Consider the following 18,151-nt stretch of genomic DNA (forward strand, 5'->3'; position numbering starts at 1 on the left):
CGGCGACGTGTTGGTCGTTGTTCCCGGTCAGTGGAGGCGCATTATAGGGAGTTCCGCGCAGGCTGCAACCCCTAAATCTAAAAAATTGTTCAACCGAAGCTATTTTCACCATACTGCGAGTTTAACGCGCAATATGCTCACTGTTTACCCGCAATCCGCGCGATTTCCTGTGCAAAACGTTCGACTTCATTCCAATCCGTGTACTCCACTTCCTTACTGGTATCTGTTTCACCCCCGGTCATGCGCATAATAAAGCGGATCATCACTTTATCGAGCCAGCGATAGCGGGGGTAACGTAACGCCCCGGCAAACACGGCACTGGTTGTCGGCTTCCAGGGGGAGGCCAGTAAGAACTTACGCACATAGGGATTGGTCTGTGGGGTGCGCTTCTCAGGCTTACGGGCCGTAAGGTTCACCCCGTAGAATGCGGTAGGCAGCCGGTTAAGCTCATCCGCATGTTGCCGGACAAATTTGTCGAGCACCGGGTTAAAGTGCCCATAGCGGATCGACGCCCCCAGGGCGACGACCTGATAGTCCGCCAGCCGCACCGCTCCGGCATCCTGAAGATCCACCACATCACAGGCCAGGGCCCCTTGCAGGCTATTGGCAATATAGGAAGCAATCGCCCTGGTTTGGCCATCCGTGGTGGAATATAGAAGTAGTGCTTTCATCTCGTGCTCCTGCTGTGGGTTACTCTCGCCAGAAGGTTGGCGTAAACAGTACCAGAAGGGTAAATACTTCGAGCCGGCCAAACAGCATGGTAATAACCAATATCCATTTAGCCGGTTCATTCATCGCGGTGAAGTTGTTCGCGACCATGCCGAGGCCGGGCCCCAGGTTATTCAGGGTAGCCGTTACCGCAGAAAAGGCAGAGAGTTCATCAACGCCGGTGGCGGCAATCGCCAGCATACTCACGATAAACACCAGCGCATAGGCGGAGAAAAACCCCCATACCGCTTCAATGATACGCTCCGGCAGCGCCCGGTTGCCCAGTTTAATGGTGTAGACGGCGTTCGGGTGCACCAGTCTTTTCAGCTCCCGTGCCCCCTGCAGATAAAGAAGCAGGATGCGGATCACCTTTAACCCGCCGCCGGTCGAACCGGCACAGCCCCCGATAAAGGCGGAACACAATAACAGAAGAGGCAGAAACAGCGGCCAGGCCGAAATGTCCCCGGTGGTAAACCCGGCCGTGGTGGCCATCGACACCACCTGGAAGAAGGCCTGGTTCAGCGTGGTGGTGCCCGCGGCGTAAACATCATGCTGCCATAATATCAGCGCACAGAGCGCCGTCAGCCCCAGCTGCACCGCAATAAACATGCGGAACTCCGGGTCACGCCAATAGACGGTCAACCGGCGGCCGCTGAGCAAGGCGAAATGCAAGCCGAAATTACAGCCGGAGATCAGCAGGAAAATTGCGATCAGCGTGTTAATCACCGGATTCTGGAAATAGCCGATACTGGCGTCGTGGGTAGAAAAGCCACCGATGGCAATGGTCGAGAAGCTATGGGAGATCGCATCAAAGGGTGACATGCCCGCCAGCCAGAGGGACACGGCACAGCCCACTGTCAGGGCGACATAGATCAGCCACAGCGTTTTTGCCGTCTCCGCGATGCGCGGGCGCATCTTATTATCCTTGAGCGGCCCCGGCATTTCGGCCCGGTAGAGCTGCATACCGCCCACGCCGAGAATCGGCAGAATAGCCACTGCGAGCACGATGATGCCCATGCCGCCCAGCCATTGCAGCATCTGCCGGTAGAAAAGGATCGCTTTAGGCAGCGTATCCAGACCCACCAGCACCGTGGCACCGGTAGTGGTCAGCCCGGAGAACGACTCAAAAAACGCATCGGTCAGGGAGAGGCGCGGCTGTTCCGAAAACAGAAAAGGAAGTGCCCCGACGCTGCCGAGCACCGTCCAGAACAGCACCACAATCAGGAAGCCTTCCCGCGGTTTCAGCTCATGCTTCTGACGGCGGTTCGGCCACCAGAGCAGCAGCCCCAGCACCAGTGCCAGCAAAAACGTCTGACTGAAGGCACGGCCTGCACCGTCGCGGTAGATCAGGGCGACTACGCCGGGAATGAACATCGTCCCTGAAAAGAGAATAACCAAAAGCCCGACAATGCGGGCGATCGCGCGAAAATGCATGCCTGTTCCTCAGCCGGTTATGACGGCGGCGAGGATACCGGTTTTAGCTGTAATGCCCCCCGACTCAGATCACGTAAACGTGCGGCAATCACGTCAACCGCCGTCTGCGGCAGGGAGAGCCGTAAACAGACCTGCGCGCCGTAGTCGCCCTGCACAATCGCCCCTTCATGCTGGGCCACCAGCGCCTCCACCCCCGGCAACTGGGCGTAGTCGCAGGTCAGCCAGTACTCCGCCTGCGGCACTTTCATCTTCACCGGCAACTGTTTCAGCGCCTGCTGCACGCCGCTGCCATACGCCCTGACCAGGCCGCCGGTGCCGAGCTTTATCCCACCGTAATAGCGGATGACCACCGCGACGATCTCCCCTACCCCGCTGCCCATCAGCTGGGCGAGGATCGGTTTCCCGGCGGTGCCGGAGGGTTCGCCATCATCAGAAAAGCCGAGTTGCTGCGAATCCCCCGGCGGCCCGGCGACAAACGCCCAGCAGTGGTGCCGGGCATCCGGATGCTGTTGCCGGCACTGCTGCACAAAGGCTTTGGCCGCATCAGCCCCGCCGGCGTGCGCCAGCAGGGTGATGAAACGGCTTTTCTTAATCTCTTCGCTGACCTCAAGGGTTTCAGCCGGTATCGGGTAGGGTTGCATCAGGCCAGATGAAGATCGCGGGTCATGTTTTCGATATGGTCAGCGTACATCACGACATTGTCCTCAATCCGGATGCCGCCATACGGCTTCATCGCCTCAATCCGTGCCCAGTCGAAATGCTGACTGAATGCGCCTTCGCGCCACGGTGCCAGCAGGGATTCAATAAAGTAGAGGCCCGGCTCAATGGTCAGCACCATGCCCGGTTCCAGCACACGCGTGCAGCGCAAGTAAGGGTAGCGGGAAGGCGCGGCGAGGTGGGTGCCTTTATCATCCTGCATAAAACCGGCGACATCATGCACCTGCAGGCCCAGTGGGTGGCCCAGACCATGCGGCAGGAACGGCGTGGTCAGCCCCTGCTCCACCATCGCCTCTTCGCTGAGGCCCTTCACCAGCTGGTGCTTTTTCAGCAGGCCGGCAATCCGGTGATGCATCTGCTCATGGTAGTCGGTATAGCGTTTGCCCACCTGCAGGGTGCCGATCACCGCCAGCTCCTGTTCATTGAGGTCACTCACCAGCGCGGCGAACTCACTGCCTGCCTGAGCGGCATAGGTACGGGTAATGTCCGCCGCGTAGCCGTTGTACTCTGCCCCGGCATCAATCAGGAAACTGCGCACCTCTGCCGGTACCTGATGCTCAAGCTGGGTGTAGTGCAACACCGCGGCATGCTCATTCAGCGCCACAATATTGCCGTAAGGCACGTCGGTATCCCGGTGGCCGGTGGCGGTGAGGTAGGCCATGTTGATGTCAAACTCACTCATGCCCGACAGGAACGCTTCATGCGCGGCGCGGTGCCCCGCCACGGCCAGCTTCTGCGCCTCGCGCATACAGGCGAGCTCATAGTCCGTTTTATAGGCGCGGTGGTAATGCAGGTAGTCGATCACGCCCTGCGGGTTGATGTTCTCCGCTTTCACGCCCAGCCCGGCCGCGCGGTTCTGCGCATACCCAAGATAGGCCACGCGGTCACGCGCGGGCGGCAACAGGGCGGCGATCTCATCGGCACTTTTCAGGGCGATGATCTCCACCTCGGATGTCCAGAAGCTTTCCGGCAGCGGCTCGACGTTGTGCCAGTAATCCACCGGCGAGTAGAACCAGAGTTTCGGCTTGTTCACGCCATCCACCCACAGCCAGCAGTTAGGCACCTGCGTCACCGGCACCCACGCTTTGAACTGCGGGTTAACTTTGAAGGGGTAGGCGTGGTCATCGAGGAAAACGGTGAGCAACTCCCCGGAGTGAATCAGCAACCCGTCCAGCTGATGGCGGGCCAGCACTTCACGGGTGCGTTGCTGCAGGGTGGCGATATGATCTTTATAAAGCGCAGACAGCGTTTCCATCACAATATCCTTTTAGCTTCACATAATCCGCGCATCTTACCACAGCGGCCCCGGCCCCGTAGCGCTGTGCGCTTTGTGATCACTTCAGCAAATACGCAACTTCTCATTTGCAAATAGTTAACACAAAAACCACACTGCCTCTCATCTGGTCATACCAGATCCCATGCGCTGATTCAGGAGAGAGAGATGCTCTATCAAGGCGATACCCTGCACCTTCACTGGCTGGAAAACGGCATCGCCGAGCTGGTGTTTGATGCCCCAGGCTCGGTCAACAAACTCGATACACAAACGGTCGCCAGCCTGGGCGAAGCCGTTGCGGTACTGGAAAACCAGCCCGACCTCAAGGGCGTGCTGCTGCGCTCCAATAAACCGGCGTTTATTGTCGGTGCGGATATTACTGAATTCCTGGCGCTGTTTAACGCCCCACCGGAAAAGCTGACGCAGTGGCTGGGCTTCGCCAACCAGATTTTCAACCGGCTGGAAGACCTGCCGGTGCCGACCATCACGGCGATCAGCGGTTATGCGCTGGGCGGCGGCTGCGAGTGCGTCCTGGCAACGGACTTCCGCGTGGCCTCGCCGGAGACGCGCATCGGCCTGCCGGAGACCAAACTCGGCATCATGCCGGGGTTTGGCGGCTCAGTGCGGCTGCCGCGCCTGCTGGGGGCAGACAGCGCAATGGAGATCATCACCGCCGGGAAAGATGTTTCCGCCGCTGACGCCCTGAAGCTGGGGCTGGTGGATGCGGTAGTCACCCCGGAGAAGCTGGTAGCTGCGGCCCTTAAGATGTTACAGGCCGCGATTGACGGCAGCCTGGACTGGCGCGCTGCCCGGCAACCTAAGCTGGAGCCGCTGAAACTTTCGGCGCTTGAAGCGGCAATGAGCTTTAACGTTGCCAAAGGCCTGGTGCTGCAACAGGCCGGGAAACACTACCCGGCACCGATGGCCGCCGTAAAAACCATTGAAGCTGCGGCCGGGCTGGGGCGGGACGAGGCGTTAAAACGGGAAACCGCCAGCTTTGTGCCGCTGGCCGGGTCAGATCAGGCGCGGGCGCTGGTGGGGATTTTCCTCAACGATCAATATGTCAAAGGCAAAGCCAAAAAACTCGCCGGTCAGGTTGAGGCACCGGCCCACGCGGCGGTACTGGGCGCAGGCATTATGGGCGGCGGCATTGCCTATCAGTCAGCGCTGAAAGGCGTGCCGGTCTTGATGAAAGACATCAGCGAGAAATCCCTGACGCTCGGCATGAACGAGGCCGGGAAATTGCTCGATAAGCAGCGCGAGCGCGGCAAAATCGACGGCCTGAAGATGGCTCAGACCCTGGCGACCATCCAGCCCACGCTGGACTACGCCGGCATCAGCCGGGCGCAGGTGGTGGTGGAAGCGGTGGTCGAGAACCCGAAAGTGAAAGCCGCCGTGCTGGCCGAAGCGGAAGCGCTGCTGGATGAACAGGCGGTGCTGGCCTCCAACACCTCAACCATCCCCATCAGCGACCTGGCCCGCTCACTGAAACGGCCGGAGAATTTCTGTGGGATGCACTTCTTTAACCCGGTACACCGGATGCCGCTGGTGGAGGTGATCCGCGGCGAGAAAACTTCAGAACGCACGCTGGCGACCGTGGTGGCCTACGCCCTGCGGATGGGCAAAACCCCGGTCATCGTCAACGACTGCCCCGGCTTCTTCATCAACCGGGTGCTGTTCCCCTACTTCTCCGGCTTCAGCCTGCTGATGCGTGACGGCGCAGACTTCCGGCAGATCGATAAGGTGATGGAGAAACAGTTCGGCTGGCCGATGGGCCCGGCCTATCTGCTGGATGTAGTGGGCATCGATACCGCGCACCACGCGCAGGCGGTCATGGCACAGGGCTTCCCGGAGCGGATGGCGAAATCCTACCGCGACGCCGTGGATGTAATGTTTGACCAGCAGCGCTTCGGCCAGAAAAACGGCGCGGGCTTCTACCGCTACACAGAAGACAGCAAAGGCAAACCACGCAAACAGCCGGACGACGCGGTCGATCCGCTGCTGGAAGCGATCCGCCCGGAGACCTGCGACTTCAGTGCCGACGAGATTATCGCCCGCATGATGGTGCCGATGATCAACGAAGTGGTGCGTTGCCTGGAGGAAGGCATTGTCGCCGGCCCGGCAGAAGCGGACATCGCGCTGGTGTACGGCATCGGCTTCCCGCCGTTCCACGGCGGTGCATTGCGCTACCTCGACACCCTCGGCAGCCGCCGCTATGTCGAACTGGCGGATCGCTATGCCCATCTCGGCGCGCTTTATCAGGTGCCGGAAGGCCTGCGCGCCAAAGCAGAAAGCAACGCGCGCTACTACCCTGACGCCACACCGCTGGCAGAGATCAATACCGGCACGCCGGCTTGAGGTGAAAGATGGAAAACGTCGTTATTGTTGATGCAATCCGTACCCCGATGGGGCGCTCCAAAGGGGGCGCGTTCCGCCAGGTGCGGGCAGAAGATCTCTCCGCGCACCTGATGCGTAGCCTGCTCAGCCGCAATGCCGCGCTGGATGCGGCAGAGATCGATGACATCTACTGGGGCTGTGTGCAACAGACGCTGGAACAGGGCTTTAACATCGCCCGCAATGCCGCCCTGCTGGCGGAGATCCCGTACCGTGTCCCGGCGGTGACCGTTAACCGGCTTTGCGGCTCGTCGATGCAGGCGCTGCATGATGCCGCCCGCGCCATCATGGTCGGTGATGCCCACGTCAGCCTGATTGGCGGCGTGGAGCACATGGGCCATGTGCCGATGAACCACGGGGTCGATTTCCACCCCGGCCTGAGCCGCACGGTGGCGAAAGCGGCCGGGATGATGGGGCTGACGGCGGAGATGCTGGCAAAAATGCACCAGATCAGCCGGGAAATGCAGGATGAATTTGCCGCCCGCTCCCACCAGCGCGCCCATGCGGCCACGGTGGCCGGGCGCTTCGCCCGCGAAATTGTGCCCACCAGCGGCCACGATGCCGACGGCGTGCTGATGCGGCTCGATTACGATGAGGTGATCCGCCCGGAAACCAATGTCGCCGCCCTGGCCGCGCTGAAACCGGCGTTCGACCCGGCCAACGGCACCGTGACGGCCGGCAGCGCCTCCGCCCTCTCTGACGGCGCAGCCGCCATGCTGATCATGAGCGAGTCCCGCGCGCAATCACTCGGCCTGACGCCGCGCGCCCGCATCCGCGCGATGGCGGTGGTCGGCTGCGATCCGTCGATCATGGGGTATGGGCCGGTTCCGGCAACCAGACTGGCGCTGAAGCGCGCCGGGCTGACCACCCAGGATATCGGGCTGTTTGAGCTGAATGAGGCGTTCGCGGCGCAAACCCTGCCCTGCATCAAAGATCTGGGGCTGATGGAGCAACGCGATGAGAAGGTCAACCTGAACGGCGGCGCGATTGCGCTCGGCCACCCGCTGGGCTGCTCCGGCGCGCGCATCTCCACCACGCTGCTGAACCTGATGGAAACCCGGGATGTGCAGTTTGGCGTTGCCAGCATGTGCATCGGCCTCGGCCAGGGGATCGCGACGGTCTTTGAGCGGGTATAAGGGCGGACGGGAATATAAAGAAGAGAGGCGTACCCGGCACGGCACCCTGTGCCGTGCCGGGTCACCGGTCAGATAAAGGAGAACGCATCCCCGAAGATCTGGCCGGCCTGTGCGCCGCGCTCACCGCAGAAGCGTTCGCGGGCAATTTTCGCCATTTCAAACCGGCCGGCGATGTAGATGTCATGCTCCGCCAGCGAGGCATGATCCTGCAACACCGCACTCAGCACGGTGCCGGTACGCCCCTGCCACCCTTCCGCCGGCTGCTCCACTACCGGAATCACCTTCAGGTTCGGGTACTGCACGCTCAGCGCTTCCAGCTCGCCCAGATCGTACAGGTGGAACAGTTCACGGCCGCCCCAGTAGATAGAAATGTCGCGCTCCGGCTGCTGCTCCAGCGCAGTGACCAGAATCGAACGCGCATACGAGAAACCGGTGCCCCCGGCGATCAGGATCAGCGGGCGGGTGCTTTCCTCACGCAGCCAGGCATCACCGTGCGGCAGATCCACGGTAATCACCTGCTCCTGCAGGATGCGATCCATCACGGCCATCGCATAAAGGTTCAGTTCAGACGCGCCGATATGCAGCTCAATAAATTCTTGCTGGGCCGGGGTCGAAGCGATGGAGAACGGGCGCTTGTCGCGCTCGTCCATCACCACCATCAAATATTGTCCGGCGCGGAAGCTGACCGGTGCCTCAGGCACCAGTCTTACCCGGTATACGGTATCCGTAATCGCCTCTACCGAGGACACTTTACAGCTCAATGTCGTCATGCGTTCCCTCTGTCGGGTCATTAAAGCAAAACTGAGGCGAGGCGGCCCGGCTCAGCGGCCTGGTGCCTTATCAGTGAATATCGCCAGCTCATCCCAGATGGCATCAACACGGGCCGTGACTGCCGGATCTTTGGTAATCGGCCGGCCCCATTCGCGCTGGGTCTCCCCAGGCCACTTGTTGGTGGCGTCCATTCCCATCTTGGAACCCAGCCCGGAAACCGGCGAGGCGAAATCGAGGTAGTCGATCGGCGTGTTCTCGACCAGTACCGTATCGCGTGCCGGGTCCATGCGGGTGGTGATGGCCCAGATGACATCATTCCAGTCGCGGGCATTAACATCATCGTCACATACGATAACAAACTTAGTGTACATAAACTGCCGTAAAAATGACCAAACACCCATCATCACGCGTTTGGCATGCCCGGCATACTGTTTCTTGATGGTCACCACGGCCAGGCGGTAGGAGCACCCTTCCGGCGGCAGGTAGAAATCCACAATCTCCGGGAACTGTTTTTGCAGGATCGGCACGAATACTTCGTTCAGCGCCACGCCCAGCACTGCCGGCTCATCCGGCGGCCGCCCGGTATAGGTTGAATGATAGATGGCATTGCGGCGCTGGGTAATGTGCGTCACGGTAAAGACCGGGAAATGGTCGATCTCGTTGTAGTAACCGGTGTGGTCACCATAGGGGCCTTCAGGTGCCAGCTCGGCCGGGTCGATGTACCCCTCCAGCACAATCTCCGCGCTGGCCGGGACTTCCAGATCGTTGGAGAGGCACTTCACCACTTCGGTTTTATTGCCGCGCAGCAGCCCGGCAAACGCATATTCGGAGAGGGTATCCGGCACCGGCGTCACCGCGCCCAGCACGGTGGCCGGGTCTGCGCCCAACGCCACTGACACCGGGAACCGCTCGCCGGGGTGCGCTTTGCACCACTCCTGGAAATCGAGCGCGCCGCCGCGGTGGGAGAGCCAGCGCATGATCAGCTTGTTGCGGCCCAGCACCTGCTGGCGATAAATACCGAGGTTCTGGCGCTCTTTATGCGGGCCGCGGGTCACCGTCAGCCCCCAGGTCACCAGCGGCGCGGCGTCTTCCGGCCAGCAGTGCATCACCGGGATGCGGCTGAGGTCGACGTCCTCCCCCTGCCACACCTCTTCCTGGCACGGCGCATTGCTCAGCCGTTTGGTCGGCATGTTCAGCACCTGTTTGAACTTCGGCACCTTGTCGAAAAGGTCGCGGAAGCCTTTCGGCGGCTCCGGCTCTTTCAGGAAAGCCAGTAACTTGCCGACTTCACGCAGCGCGCTGATATCTTCCTGGCCCATGCCCATCGCCACCCGTTTTGGCGTGCCGAACAGGTTGCACAGCACCGGCATCTGGTAGCCTTTCGGGTTTTCAAACAGCAGCGCCGGGCCACCGGCGCGCAGGGTGCGGTCGGCGATTTCCGTCATTTCCAGATAAGGGTCGATCGGCTGGCTGATGCGTTTGAGTTCGCCCTGCTTTTCCAGCAAAGCGATGAAGTCTCGTAAGTCCCGGTATTTCATGCTGATCCGCAGTATTTGATACTGATAATTATTGTCGTCAGTGAAGGGGCATTATAGGCGCTATCGCCCGGTGATGCTGCACTTTTGTTGCGTGCAGCCTCACCGGTGACACAGGCTTTTAACAGTTGAACGGCACCAGGGACGCCAGTGCCTGCGCATCGTGATACTCCTGCGCCGGGCGGCCGTGGCGGAAGATCTTAAAACCTTCGCCGCGGGCGCTGTAGTAGCTGAGCTGGTTATCGCACAGCTGCAATAAACTGCCCTCACGCAGGGCGATCACGCTCTCTGACGGGTTCACGGCACAGAACTCCGCCAGCCGGTCGTCACGGCTCTCGCCGCCGTGGCCGCTGAGCACCGCGTCCGTGTAGTGCGGGTTGATCTGCACCGGGAACAGCCCGAGAGAGGGCAGCACCGCAGACGACCGCACCGGCATATCATTGGTGGTGCGGATAGAGGGCGTCGCCACATTGCAGCCGGCGCTCCAGCCGATATAGGGCACGCCGCGTTCCCGCACCGCCCGCTGGATCGGCACAATCAGGTTATGCTCATGCAGCATCTGGTTCAGCATCCAGGTATTGCCGCCGCTGACCAGAATGCACTGGGCGTGGGTGATCGCTTCAGCCGGGTTACCGGCGTGGTGGATGCTGCTGACGCGGATGCCGAGCGCCTCAGCCAGGTCGGCGGCGCGCGCGTCGTAGTCGCCGCGGATAATCGCATAGGGGATCAGAATTGCTGAATCAATCCCGCGCCGGGCGATCATCGCCTTGATGCGATCGAGCGCGAACCCCAGCAGCCGGGGGTCATCGGACAACTTTCCATTGCTAAGCAGAAACAGCTCCATTCACATACCCTCACTCATCAGGTGAAACCAGGAAGAGACACGTCGCCGGCCCGGTTTTTTCTCCGGATAATAGGTTGGAAAGAAAAGATAACCTGACCGATTCCGCCTTACGTTAATCCAATTTTACGTTCACCGCACGGCCCTAAGATAAATTCCCGGCGCAATGGCGCATCCCCGCCAGGGCGGGGAAAAGCGCCGCCGCTATTTATCCGTAATGGCTTTTGCTATGCTTGCCTGCACAGCAGAAGGGCATGTGAATCTATGGAATCCTGGTATTTATTGTATTGCAAACGCGGGCAACTCCTGCGCGCGAAAGCGCACCTGGAGCGTCAGGCGGTCAATTGCCTGAGTCCGATGATCACGCTGGAAAAAATGGTCAGGGGTCGCCGTACCGCTGTCAGCGAGCCCCTGTTTCCCAATTATATGTTTGTGGAGTTTGACCCTCACCGCATCCACACCACCACCATCAGCGCCACGCGGGGCGTCAGCCATTTTATCCGCTTCGGCAACCAGCCGGTGGTGGTCAGCCCGGCGGTTATCCACGAGCTGATCCATAACCCGGTGCAGGATGTGACCGACCCGGACACCCCGCAGCCCGGCGACACGGTGCTGATCACCGACGGCGTGTTCGAGGGGTTGCAGGCGATCTACACCGAGCCGGATGGCGAGGCGCGCTCCATGCTGCTGCTTAACCTGCTGAATAAGCAGGTCTGCCAGAGCGTGGACAACCGCCAGTTCCATAAAATGTGACGCCCTGCGCCCATAAAAAAGGCACGCCTGCGCGTGCCTTTTTGTTTTCTGCTGCCGCTTAGCGCTGCATCTCTGCATCATGCAGCCACTGGGCCACACGTTTGGCGAAATAGGTCAGCACACCGTCTGACCCGGCGCGCTTGAAGCACATCAGGGATTCGAGCACCGCCGGTTTTTCCTGCAGCCAGCCGTTCTGGAACGCGGCCATGTGCATCGCGTATTCACCGGAAACCTGATAGGCGAAAGTCGGCACGCCGAAGGTGTGTTTCACGCGGTGGATAATGTCCAGGTACGGCATCCCCGGCTTCACCATCACCATATCCGCCCCTTCCTGCAGATCCTGGGCGATCTCCTGCAACGCTTCGTCACTGTTGGCCGGGTCCATCTGGTAGGTCTTTTTGTCGCCGCCCTTCAGGTTGCCGCTGGAGCCGACCGCGTCGCGGAACGGGCCGTAGTAACAGGAGGCGTATTTGGCGGAATAAGCCATGATCTGGGTGTTGATCAGGTTCTGCGCTTCCAGCTGATCGCGGATGGCACCGATGCGGCCGTCCATCATGTCGCTCGGGGCCAGGATTTCCGCCCCGGCTTCGGCGTGGGAGAGCGCCTGGCGCACCAGTATCTCTTTGGTGACGTCGTTGATGACGTAGCCGTCGGCGTCGATGATGCCGTCCTGGCCGTGGGTGGTGTACGGGTCGAGCGCCACGTCAGTCAGCAGGCCGAGTTCCGGCACGGCGTCTTTCAGGGCGCGCACTGCGCGCTGCACCAGGCCGTCCGGGTTGTAGGCCTCTTCCGCGTGGAGCGACTTCAGGTCGCCCTCAATCACCGGGAACAGGGAGAGCACCGGCACGCCCAGTTTGGCAATGGCTTCCGCCTCTTTGATCAGCAGATCGATACTCATCCGCTCCACGCCCGGCATCGATGGCACAGCCTGGCGGCGGTTGGTGCCTTCCATGACGAACACCGGGTAGATCAGGTCATTGACCGTGAGCTGATTTTCGGCCACTAAACGGCGGCTGAAATCATGACGGCGCACACGGCGCATACGGCGACCAGGAAAGGTGCCCGGGAATGCATAGCTCATCGTATTTCTCCTACTTAAGCCAGTCGGAACAGCCGACGGGCGTTGTCATCAGTTTTCTTGGCCAGCCAGTCGGGGTCTTCCCGGCGCCACGCGGCGACCTGGTGAACGAGATGGGGCAGAAAACAGGGTTCATTGCGGCGGGATGCAGGTTTTTTGGGTAAATCCCGGGGCAACAGATAAGGGGCGTCGGTTTCCAGCAGCAGGCGATCCGCCGGAATCAGCGGCAACAACGCCCGCAGCGCCAGCCCGCGCCGTTCGTCACACACCCAGCCGGTAATGCCGATGGACGCCCCCAGATCGAGGCACGCCTCCAGCTCAGGCTGGGTGCCGGTAAAACAGTGCACCACCACTGCCGGCAACTGCGCCACCCAGGGGGCCAGCAGGGCAACAAAGCGCGCATGGGCATCGCGGCAGTGCAAAAAGACCGGCAGCTGTAACCCGGCGGCCAGCGCGAGTTGTGCCGTGAAGGCGCGCTCCTGGCTTGCCGGGTCAGAGAAGTTGCGGTTGAAGTCCAGCCCGCATTCGCCGATCGCCGCCACACCCGGCTCAGCTGCCAGCTTACGGATCTGCTGCTCCGCCTGCGCACTCCAGGTAGAGGCCTCATGCGGGTGAACCCCGGCCGTTGACCAGCAGAAACCGGGGTGTTCCGCCGCCAGTTGCGCGGCCTCTGTGCTTTCCGACACATTGGTGCCGGTAATCAACATCCCGGTCACCCCAGCCTCACGGGCGCGGGCAACCACCTCCGGGCGGTCTTTCGCAAACTGCGAACTGGTCAGGTTAACGCCAATATCAAACATGCGGATGTCCAAAACAGAAGCCGCCCTCGAAGGGCGGCTGGGGTCAATCTGGGGCGCTTACGGCGCGTTGGAGGAGGAGTCCTCTTCCGTGTCGTCGTCAATATCCTGGCGACGCTGGCCCACATAGAAGCGGCCAAAGAACACGCCAATCTCAAACAGCAGATACATCGGGATCGCCAGCAGCGTCTGCGAAAAGACGTCCGGCGGGGTCAGCAACATCCCCACCACAAACGCCCCCACCAGCACATAGGGGCGCTTGGCCTTGAGATCGTCCGGTGTGGTCACGCCGCTCCAGCACAACAGCACAATGGCAATCGGCACCTCAAACGACACCCCGAACGCCATAAACAGCGCCATGACGAAATCGAGGTAGTTGTTGATGTCGGTGGCGATCAACACACCGGCCGGGGCCGTTTTTGCAAAGAAGCCGAACGCCAGCGGGAAGACGATAAAGTACGCAAACGCCATCCCCATATAGAACAGCAGGGAGCTGGAGAACAGCAGCGGCATCATCAGGCGGCGTTCATGCTTATAGAGCGCCGGGGCGATGAAGGCCCACACCTGGTACAGAATGATCGGCGCAGAGACAAACACCGACACGATCATGGTCAATTTGATCGGGGTAAAGAACGGTGATGCCACATCAGTGGCGATCATACTGGCCCCATTTGGCATCTGTTTAATCAATGGTGCGGAAACCAATTGGTAGATGTCATTGGAGAAATAGGCCAATGCCAGGAAAACCGCCAGCACCGCAATAATGCAATTCAGCAACCGCTTACGCAGCTCAATCAGGTGGCTGATCAGCGGTTGGGTATCTTCAACAGCCATGTTTTAACGATCGCCCGTGGGTTGATGGGAAGAGGAAACAGGCGCGGCCTGCGGTTCAGGCTGCGGGGCCGCGGCGGTTTTCCCCGCCGGCGGCACCTCCGCCTTTTTCAGCGACAGGGGCGTGTCCGCCTGGTTCTGCGCCGGGGTTTCCGGCGCGGTGGCGGGCGCGGAGGCCACCGTGGCTGATTCACCCGGCGTCACGCCGTCATGCAGCGCCTCCGGGTCGGTCACCGTCGGATGATGAATGGTGCGCGCGGCCTCATCGGCCTCGCTGTAAGAGCGCTTCATCGACTCCGCGGCCTCTTTCAGCTCATCCATTGATGCTTTCAGCTCCGGCGTCAGGTTTTTCAGCCCCGCCTCTTCCGCTTTTTTCAGGCTGTCCTGCAGCTCCTGCAGTTTCAGCTCCTGCGCCAGCTCGGTCTGCACCGAGGCGGCCAGCGAACGTAATGCGCGGATCCACCCCGCTACTGTTCTGACTGCGACAGGTAACCGCTCCGGCCCAAGCACCACCAGACCAATTACCATGACCAGCAACAGCTCACTAAACCCGATATCGAACACGGTTTACACCTGCTCTTTGTCTTTGCTCTTGGCGTCATCCGGTTTCACCACAATCACCGGCTTTTCAGACAGGTTCTTGGCGGTGAAGTCTGCATCTTCAGCATGTTTCTCTGTTTTAGCAGCCGGTGTGGTGTCGTCATTCATGGCTTTTTTAAAGCCCTTGATCGAGGCGCCCAAATCGGAACCCAGACCGCGCAGCTTGTTGGTACCAAACAGCAGAACCACGATCACTGCGATAATCAGTAATTGCCAAATGCTAATGCCACCCATTGTATTTACCTCTCAAAGCCGGAGAAAAGGAATGTCGCTGAACAGTGCCGCATTATACGGCACCTTTATACGCTGTCTTACTTAAACACATGCCCACGCGTAAACGCATGCCCGCTTACGTTCATTTACCGCTGCGCTGCCAGCCAATCACCCAGGAGACGATCCCGGCCGCCATCAGCCAGGCGGGGTACACCTCCTGCTTGTTGAGCAGCAGCAGGGTGCCGCACAGCAGCAAGGTCGCACCGATGCCGAACAGATAGCGTGACTGGCCGCTGCGGACGCGGTGCTCACGCATTTCGGCCGACAGCTTCTCGATGCTGTGGTGCAACTGGCGGTTACGCTGCAGGCTTTCAAACACCAGGTCCGGCAGCTCAGGCAGCTTCTCCGTCCAGAACGGCGCTTTCTGTTTGAAGGCGCGGATCATCGCCGGCAGGCCCACCTGATCGCGCAGCCACTCCTCCAGGAACGGTTTGGCAGTGGTCCAGAGATCGAGCTGCGGGTAGAGCTGACGCCCCAGCCCTTCCACGTAGAGCAGGGTCTTCTGCAACAGGACAAGCTGCGGCTGCACTTCCATATTAAACCGGCGGGCGGTGTTAAACAGGTTGAGCAGCACATTCCCGAACGAGATGTCCGCCAGCGGTTTTTCAAAGATCGGCTCGCACACCGTACGGATGGCGAACTCGAAATCCTCGACGTTGGTGTCCGGCGGCACCCAGCCGGAATCCACATGCAGCTCCGCCACCCGCCGGTAGTCCCGGTTAAAGAAGGCGATGAAGTTTTCCGCCAGGTAGCGTTTGTCCTCTTTATTGAGCGAACCGACGATGCCGCAGTCGATGCCGATATAGAGCGGGTCGGCCGGGTGCGCGTAGCTCACAAAGATGTTGCCGGGGTGCATATCCGCATGGAAGAAGCTGTCACGGAATACCTGGGTAAAGAACACCTGCACGCCGCGCTCTGCCAGCAGTTTCATGTTGGTGCCCTGCGCTTCCAGCGCCGGGACATCCGACACCGGAATGCCGTAGATCCGCTCCATCACCAGCACCGTTTCACGGCAGTAGTCAGAGTAAACCTCCGGCACATACAGCATATTGCTGCCTTCAAAATTGCGGCGCAGCTGGATGGCGTTGGCCGCTTCGCGCAGCAGGTTCAGCTCGTCCAGCAGGGTTTTCTCATACTCCCGCACCACCTCCAGCGGCCGCAGGCGGCGGCCGTCGGGCAGCAGGCGCGGCAACCAGCCGGCCAGGCGGTTCATCAGGCGCATATCCGCCTTGATTACCGGCAGAATGTCGGGGCGGATCACCTTAAGCACCACCTCTTTGCCGTTCTCTTTCATGCGGGCGGTGTGCACCTGCGCGATAGAGGCAGAAGCCAGCGCCTTTTCATCAAAATCGTCGAACCACTTTTCCAGGGGGCCGCCCAGGGCCGCCTCGATATGGCGGCGCGCCTGCCGGCCGTCAAACGGCGGCACCCGATCCTGCAACAGCGCCAGTTCATCGGCAATCTGCGGCGGGAAGAGGTCACGGCGGGTAGACATCATCTGCCCGAACTTAATCCACACCGGCCCCAGCTCCTGCATCGCCAGCCGCAGCCGCACGCCGAGTAACTTGTCATGATGGCGGTTGGGCATCCAGAACAACAGGCGGCGGCCAAAGCGCAGCGGGAAGGTCAGGCGCATGCGGGGAATGAGCTCATCCAGCCCATAACTCAGCACCACGCGGATAATCAGATAGAGGCGACGCAGTTCACCTGGGGTCATGGCTTCGTCTCCATTGCGTTGATGCGGGCGTCGAGCGCGTCCAGCTCGCGGGCCAGCGCATCCACTTCTTCATTAAACCAGACAATCTCCAGCGGGGCCGGGGCCAGTTTCCACTCTTCCGTCAGCACTTCGCTGAGGTGCCCCTGCCGCCGTACCAGCGACGAGCGGACCCGCTGCGCGCCTTTCAGCAGCGTCTGCGTGATCCCCTGCGCGGCAATATCGCCGAGATAAGGGGCCAGCAGATCCGCCGGCTCCCATTCGGCCATATCCAGCAGTGCCACCAGTTGCTGGACGACCTGCAGGTCACCGTCAACAACCAGCTCGCCCTGGCGCATCAGCGGGGAGAGCTGCTGCCGGTCACGCAATTTCATCAGTACGCCCAGGCGGGTCGAGACGGTGCAATCCGCCTCCCCGGCCCACTCCCCGAGGATGTCCACCTGGCGTTCGCTGAAGATCATCGTCAAGGGGGTGTCCAGCTCCTGGAGCCGGATGCGCAGGATCTTGCCGGCCAGCCGCAGCCGGGCGGCTTTCATGCTGGGTTCACGGTAGAGCAACCGGTTCAGGGCGGTCTCCAGCCCTGCCGTCAGTAACGGGGTCAACAACATGGCATCACCCCGTCAGAATTTGAAACCGCGATGTAAGGCAACAATGCCTCCGGTGAGGTTGTGGTAGTTGACGTTGTCAAACCCGGCATCACTCATCATCCCTTTCAGGGTCTCCTGATCGGGGTGCATCCGGATGGACTCCGCCAGATAGCGGTAGCTGTCCGCGTCCTGTGCCACCAGCTCGCCGATGCGCGGCAGCAGGTGGAAGGAGTAAGCGTCATAGGCTTTGTTCAGCGGCTCCAGCACCGGCTTGGAGAACTCCAGCACCAGCAGGCGGCCGCCCGGCTTCAGCACGCGGAACATGGAGCGCAGCGCCTTCTCTTTTTCCGTCACGTTGCGCAGGCCGAATGAGATGGTGATGCAGTCGAAGTAGTTGTCCGGGAACGGCAGCGCCTCGGCGTTGGCCTGCACATAGCTGACGTTGCCGACCACGCCCAGGTTGCGCAGTTTTTCGCGGCCCATTTTCAGCATGGAGTCATTGATGTCGGCCAGCACGACCTGGCCCTTGTCACCCACCAGACGGGAGAATTTCGCCGTCAGGTCGCCGGTGCCGCCGGCCAGATCCAGCACGCGCTGCCCGCGGCGCACGCCGCTGCAATCAATGGTAAAGCGCTTCCAGATACGGTGGATGCCGAACGACATCAGGTCGTTCATCAGGTCATATTTCGCCGCCACGGAGTGGAAGACG

18 protein-coding genes are annotated in these 18,151 nt (G+C 60.8%); 3 read left to right on the forward strand and 15 right to left on the reverse strand.

The genetic code is table 11. The features are described 5' to 3' along the window. Positions 1 to 137 precede the first annotated feature (137 nt). From hemG to pepQ, 4 genes are read right to left on the reverse strand one after another with little or no spacing between them, the layout of a single operon-like run. On the reverse strand, positions 138 to 671 hold the full coding sequence (gene hemG, locus CYR32_RS20275) for a menaquinone-dependent protoporphyrinogen IX dehydrogenase (protein WP_101826919.1): 534 nt from the start codon (positions 669 to 671) through the stop codon (positions 138 to 140). Between the two features lie 19 nt (positions 672 to 690). Continuing rightward, positions 691 to 2,142, reverse strand: coding sequence for a Trk system potassium transporter TrkH (trkH, locus tag CYR32_RS20280; protein WP_101826920.1), 1,452 nt, complete (start codon positions 2,140 to 2,142; stop codon positions 691 to 693). A gap of 17 nt (positions 2,143 to 2,159) precedes the next feature. Next, entirely contained in the window at positions 2,160 to 2,783 is a 624-nt protein-coding gene (locus CYR32_RS20285) for an IMPACT family protein (protein ID WP_101826921.1), read from the reverse strand. Continuing rightward, positions 2,783 to 4,114 carry a Xaa-Pro dipeptidase gene (pepQ, locus tag CYR32_RS20290; protein WP_101826922.1) on the reverse strand — a complete coding sequence of 444 codons (1,332 nt, stop codon included), beginning with the start codon at positions 4,112 to 4,114 and terminating at the stop codon, positions 2,783 to 2,785. Before pepQ ends, CYR32_RS20285 begins: the two co-directional genes overlap by 1 nt. A 186-nt stretch (positions 4,115 to 4,300) precedes the next feature. On the opposite strand from pepQ, the gene fadB reads away from it, so the two are divergent. After that, positions 4,301 to 6,490, forward strand: a complete 2,190-nt coding sequence (gene fadB, locus CYR32_RS20295; RefSeq protein ID WP_101826923.1) for a fatty acid oxidation complex subunit alpha FadB — start codon at positions 4,301 to 4,303, stop codon at positions 6,488 to 6,490. 8 nt (positions 6,491 to 6,498) lie between these two features. Next, a complete protein-coding gene (gene fadA, locus CYR32_RS20300) occupies positions 6,499 to 7,662 on the forward strand; it encodes an acetyl-CoA C-acyltransferase FadA (protein ID WP_101826924.1) in 1,164 nt (387 codons plus the stop codon). Between the two features lie 68 nt (positions 7,663 to 7,730). On the opposite strand, the gene fre is transcribed toward fadA, so the two are convergent. The 3 genes from fre to pepE all read right to left on the reverse strand — a co-directional run bounded on the left by fre (position 7,731) and on the right by pepE (position 10,812). Then, on the reverse strand, positions 7,731 to 8,432 hold the full coding sequence (fre, locus tag CYR32_RS20305; protein ID WP_101826925.1) for an NAD(P)H-flavin reductase: 702 nt from the start codon (positions 8,430 to 8,432) through the stop codon (positions 7,731 to 7,733). Between the two features lie 51 nt (positions 8,433 to 8,483). Next, positions 8,484 to 9,971, reverse strand: coding sequence for a 4-hydroxy-3-polyprenylbenzoate decarboxylase (ubiD, locus tag CYR32_RS20310; RefSeq protein ID WP_101826926.1), 1,488 nt, complete (start codon positions 9,969 to 9,971; stop codon positions 8,484 to 8,486). Between the two features lie 118 nt (positions 9,972 to 10,089). After that, positions 10,090 to 10,812 carry a dipeptidase PepE gene (gene pepE, locus CYR32_RS20315; RefSeq protein ID WP_101826927.1) on the reverse strand — a complete coding sequence of 241 codons (723 nt, stop codon included), beginning with the start codon at positions 10,810 to 10,812 and terminating at the stop codon, positions 10,090 to 10,092. Between the two features lie 261 nt (positions 10,813 to 11,073). On the opposite strand from pepE, the gene rfaH reads away from it, so the two are divergent. Beyond that, on the forward strand, positions 11,074 to 11,562 hold the full coding sequence (gene rfaH / locus CYR32_RS20320) for a transcription/translation regulatory transformer protein RfaH (protein ID WP_101826928.1): 489 nt from the start codon (positions 11,074 to 11,076) through the stop codon (positions 11,560 to 11,562). A gap of 58 nt (positions 11,563 to 11,620) precedes the next feature. On the opposite strand, the gene hemB is transcribed toward rfaH, so the two are convergent. The 8 genes from hemB to ubiE form a co-directional block, all read right to left on the reverse strand. Continuing rightward, positions 11,621 to 12,643 carry a porphobilinogen synthase gene (gene hemB / locus CYR32_RS20325; protein WP_101826929.1) on the reverse strand — a complete coding sequence of 341 codons (1,023 nt, stop codon included), beginning with the start codon at positions 12,641 to 12,643 and terminating at the stop codon, positions 11,621 to 11,623. Positions 12,644 to 12,657: 14 nt separating this feature from the next. After that, complete coding sequence (gene tatD / locus CYR32_RS20330; protein ID WP_101826935.1) at positions 12,658 to 13,440, reverse strand: 3'-5' ssDNA/RNA exonuclease TatD; 783 nt, start codon at positions 13,438 to 13,440, stop codon at positions 12,658 to 12,660. Positions 13,441 to 13,497: 57 nt separating this feature from the next. Beyond that, positions 13,498 to 14,271 (reverse strand): Sec-independent protein translocase subunit TatC, encoded by a 774-nt coding sequence (gene tatC / locus CYR32_RS20335; RefSeq protein ID WP_101826930.1) that lies wholly within the window; start codon positions 14,269 to 14,271, stop codon positions 13,498 to 13,500. A gap of 3 nt (positions 14,272 to 14,274) precedes the next feature. After that, positions 14,275 to 14,832: a Sec-independent protein translocase protein TatB gene (gene tatB, locus CYR32_RS20340; RefSeq protein ID WP_101826931.1), complete on the reverse strand. Its 558-nt coding sequence runs from the start codon at positions 14,830 to 14,832 to the stop codon at positions 14,275 to 14,277. A gap of 3 nt (positions 14,833 to 14,835) precedes the next feature. After that, positions 14,836 to 15,102 carry a Sec-independent protein translocase subunit TatA gene (tatA, locus tag CYR32_RS20345; protein WP_101826932.1) on the reverse strand — a complete coding sequence of 89 codons (267 nt, stop codon included), beginning with the start codon at positions 15,100 to 15,102 and terminating at the stop codon, positions 14,836 to 14,838. 121 nt (positions 15,103 to 15,223) lie between these two features. After that, on the reverse strand, positions 15,224 to 16,858 hold the full coding sequence (ubiB, locus tag CYR32_RS20350) for a ubiquinone biosynthesis regulatory protein kinase UbiB (RefSeq protein ID WP_101826933.1): 1,635 nt from the start codon (positions 16,856 to 16,858) through the stop codon (positions 15,224 to 15,226). Beyond that, on the reverse strand, positions 16,855 to 17,463 hold the full coding sequence (gene ubiJ / locus CYR32_RS20355; RefSeq protein ID WP_101826934.1) for a ubiquinone biosynthesis protein UbiJ: 609 nt from the start codon (positions 17,461 to 17,463) through the stop codon (positions 16,855 to 16,857). The genes ubiB and ubiJ overlap by 4 nt, the downstream gene beginning before the upstream one ends. 12 nt (positions 17,464 to 17,475) lie before the next feature. Further along, positions 17,476 to 18,151, reverse strand: a 676-nt coding sequence (gene ubiE, locus CYR32_RS20360; protein WP_101826936.1) for a bifunctional demethylmenaquinone methyltransferase/2-methoxy-6-polyprenyl-1,4-benzoquinol methylase UbiE, incomplete at its 5' end; no start/stop codon positions are given.

This window comes from Chimaeribacter coloradensis (assembly GCF_002858715.1).
GTDB lineage: Bacteria > Pseudomonadota > Gammaproteobacteria > Enterobacterales > Enterobacteriaceae > Chimaeribacter > Chimaeribacter coloradensis.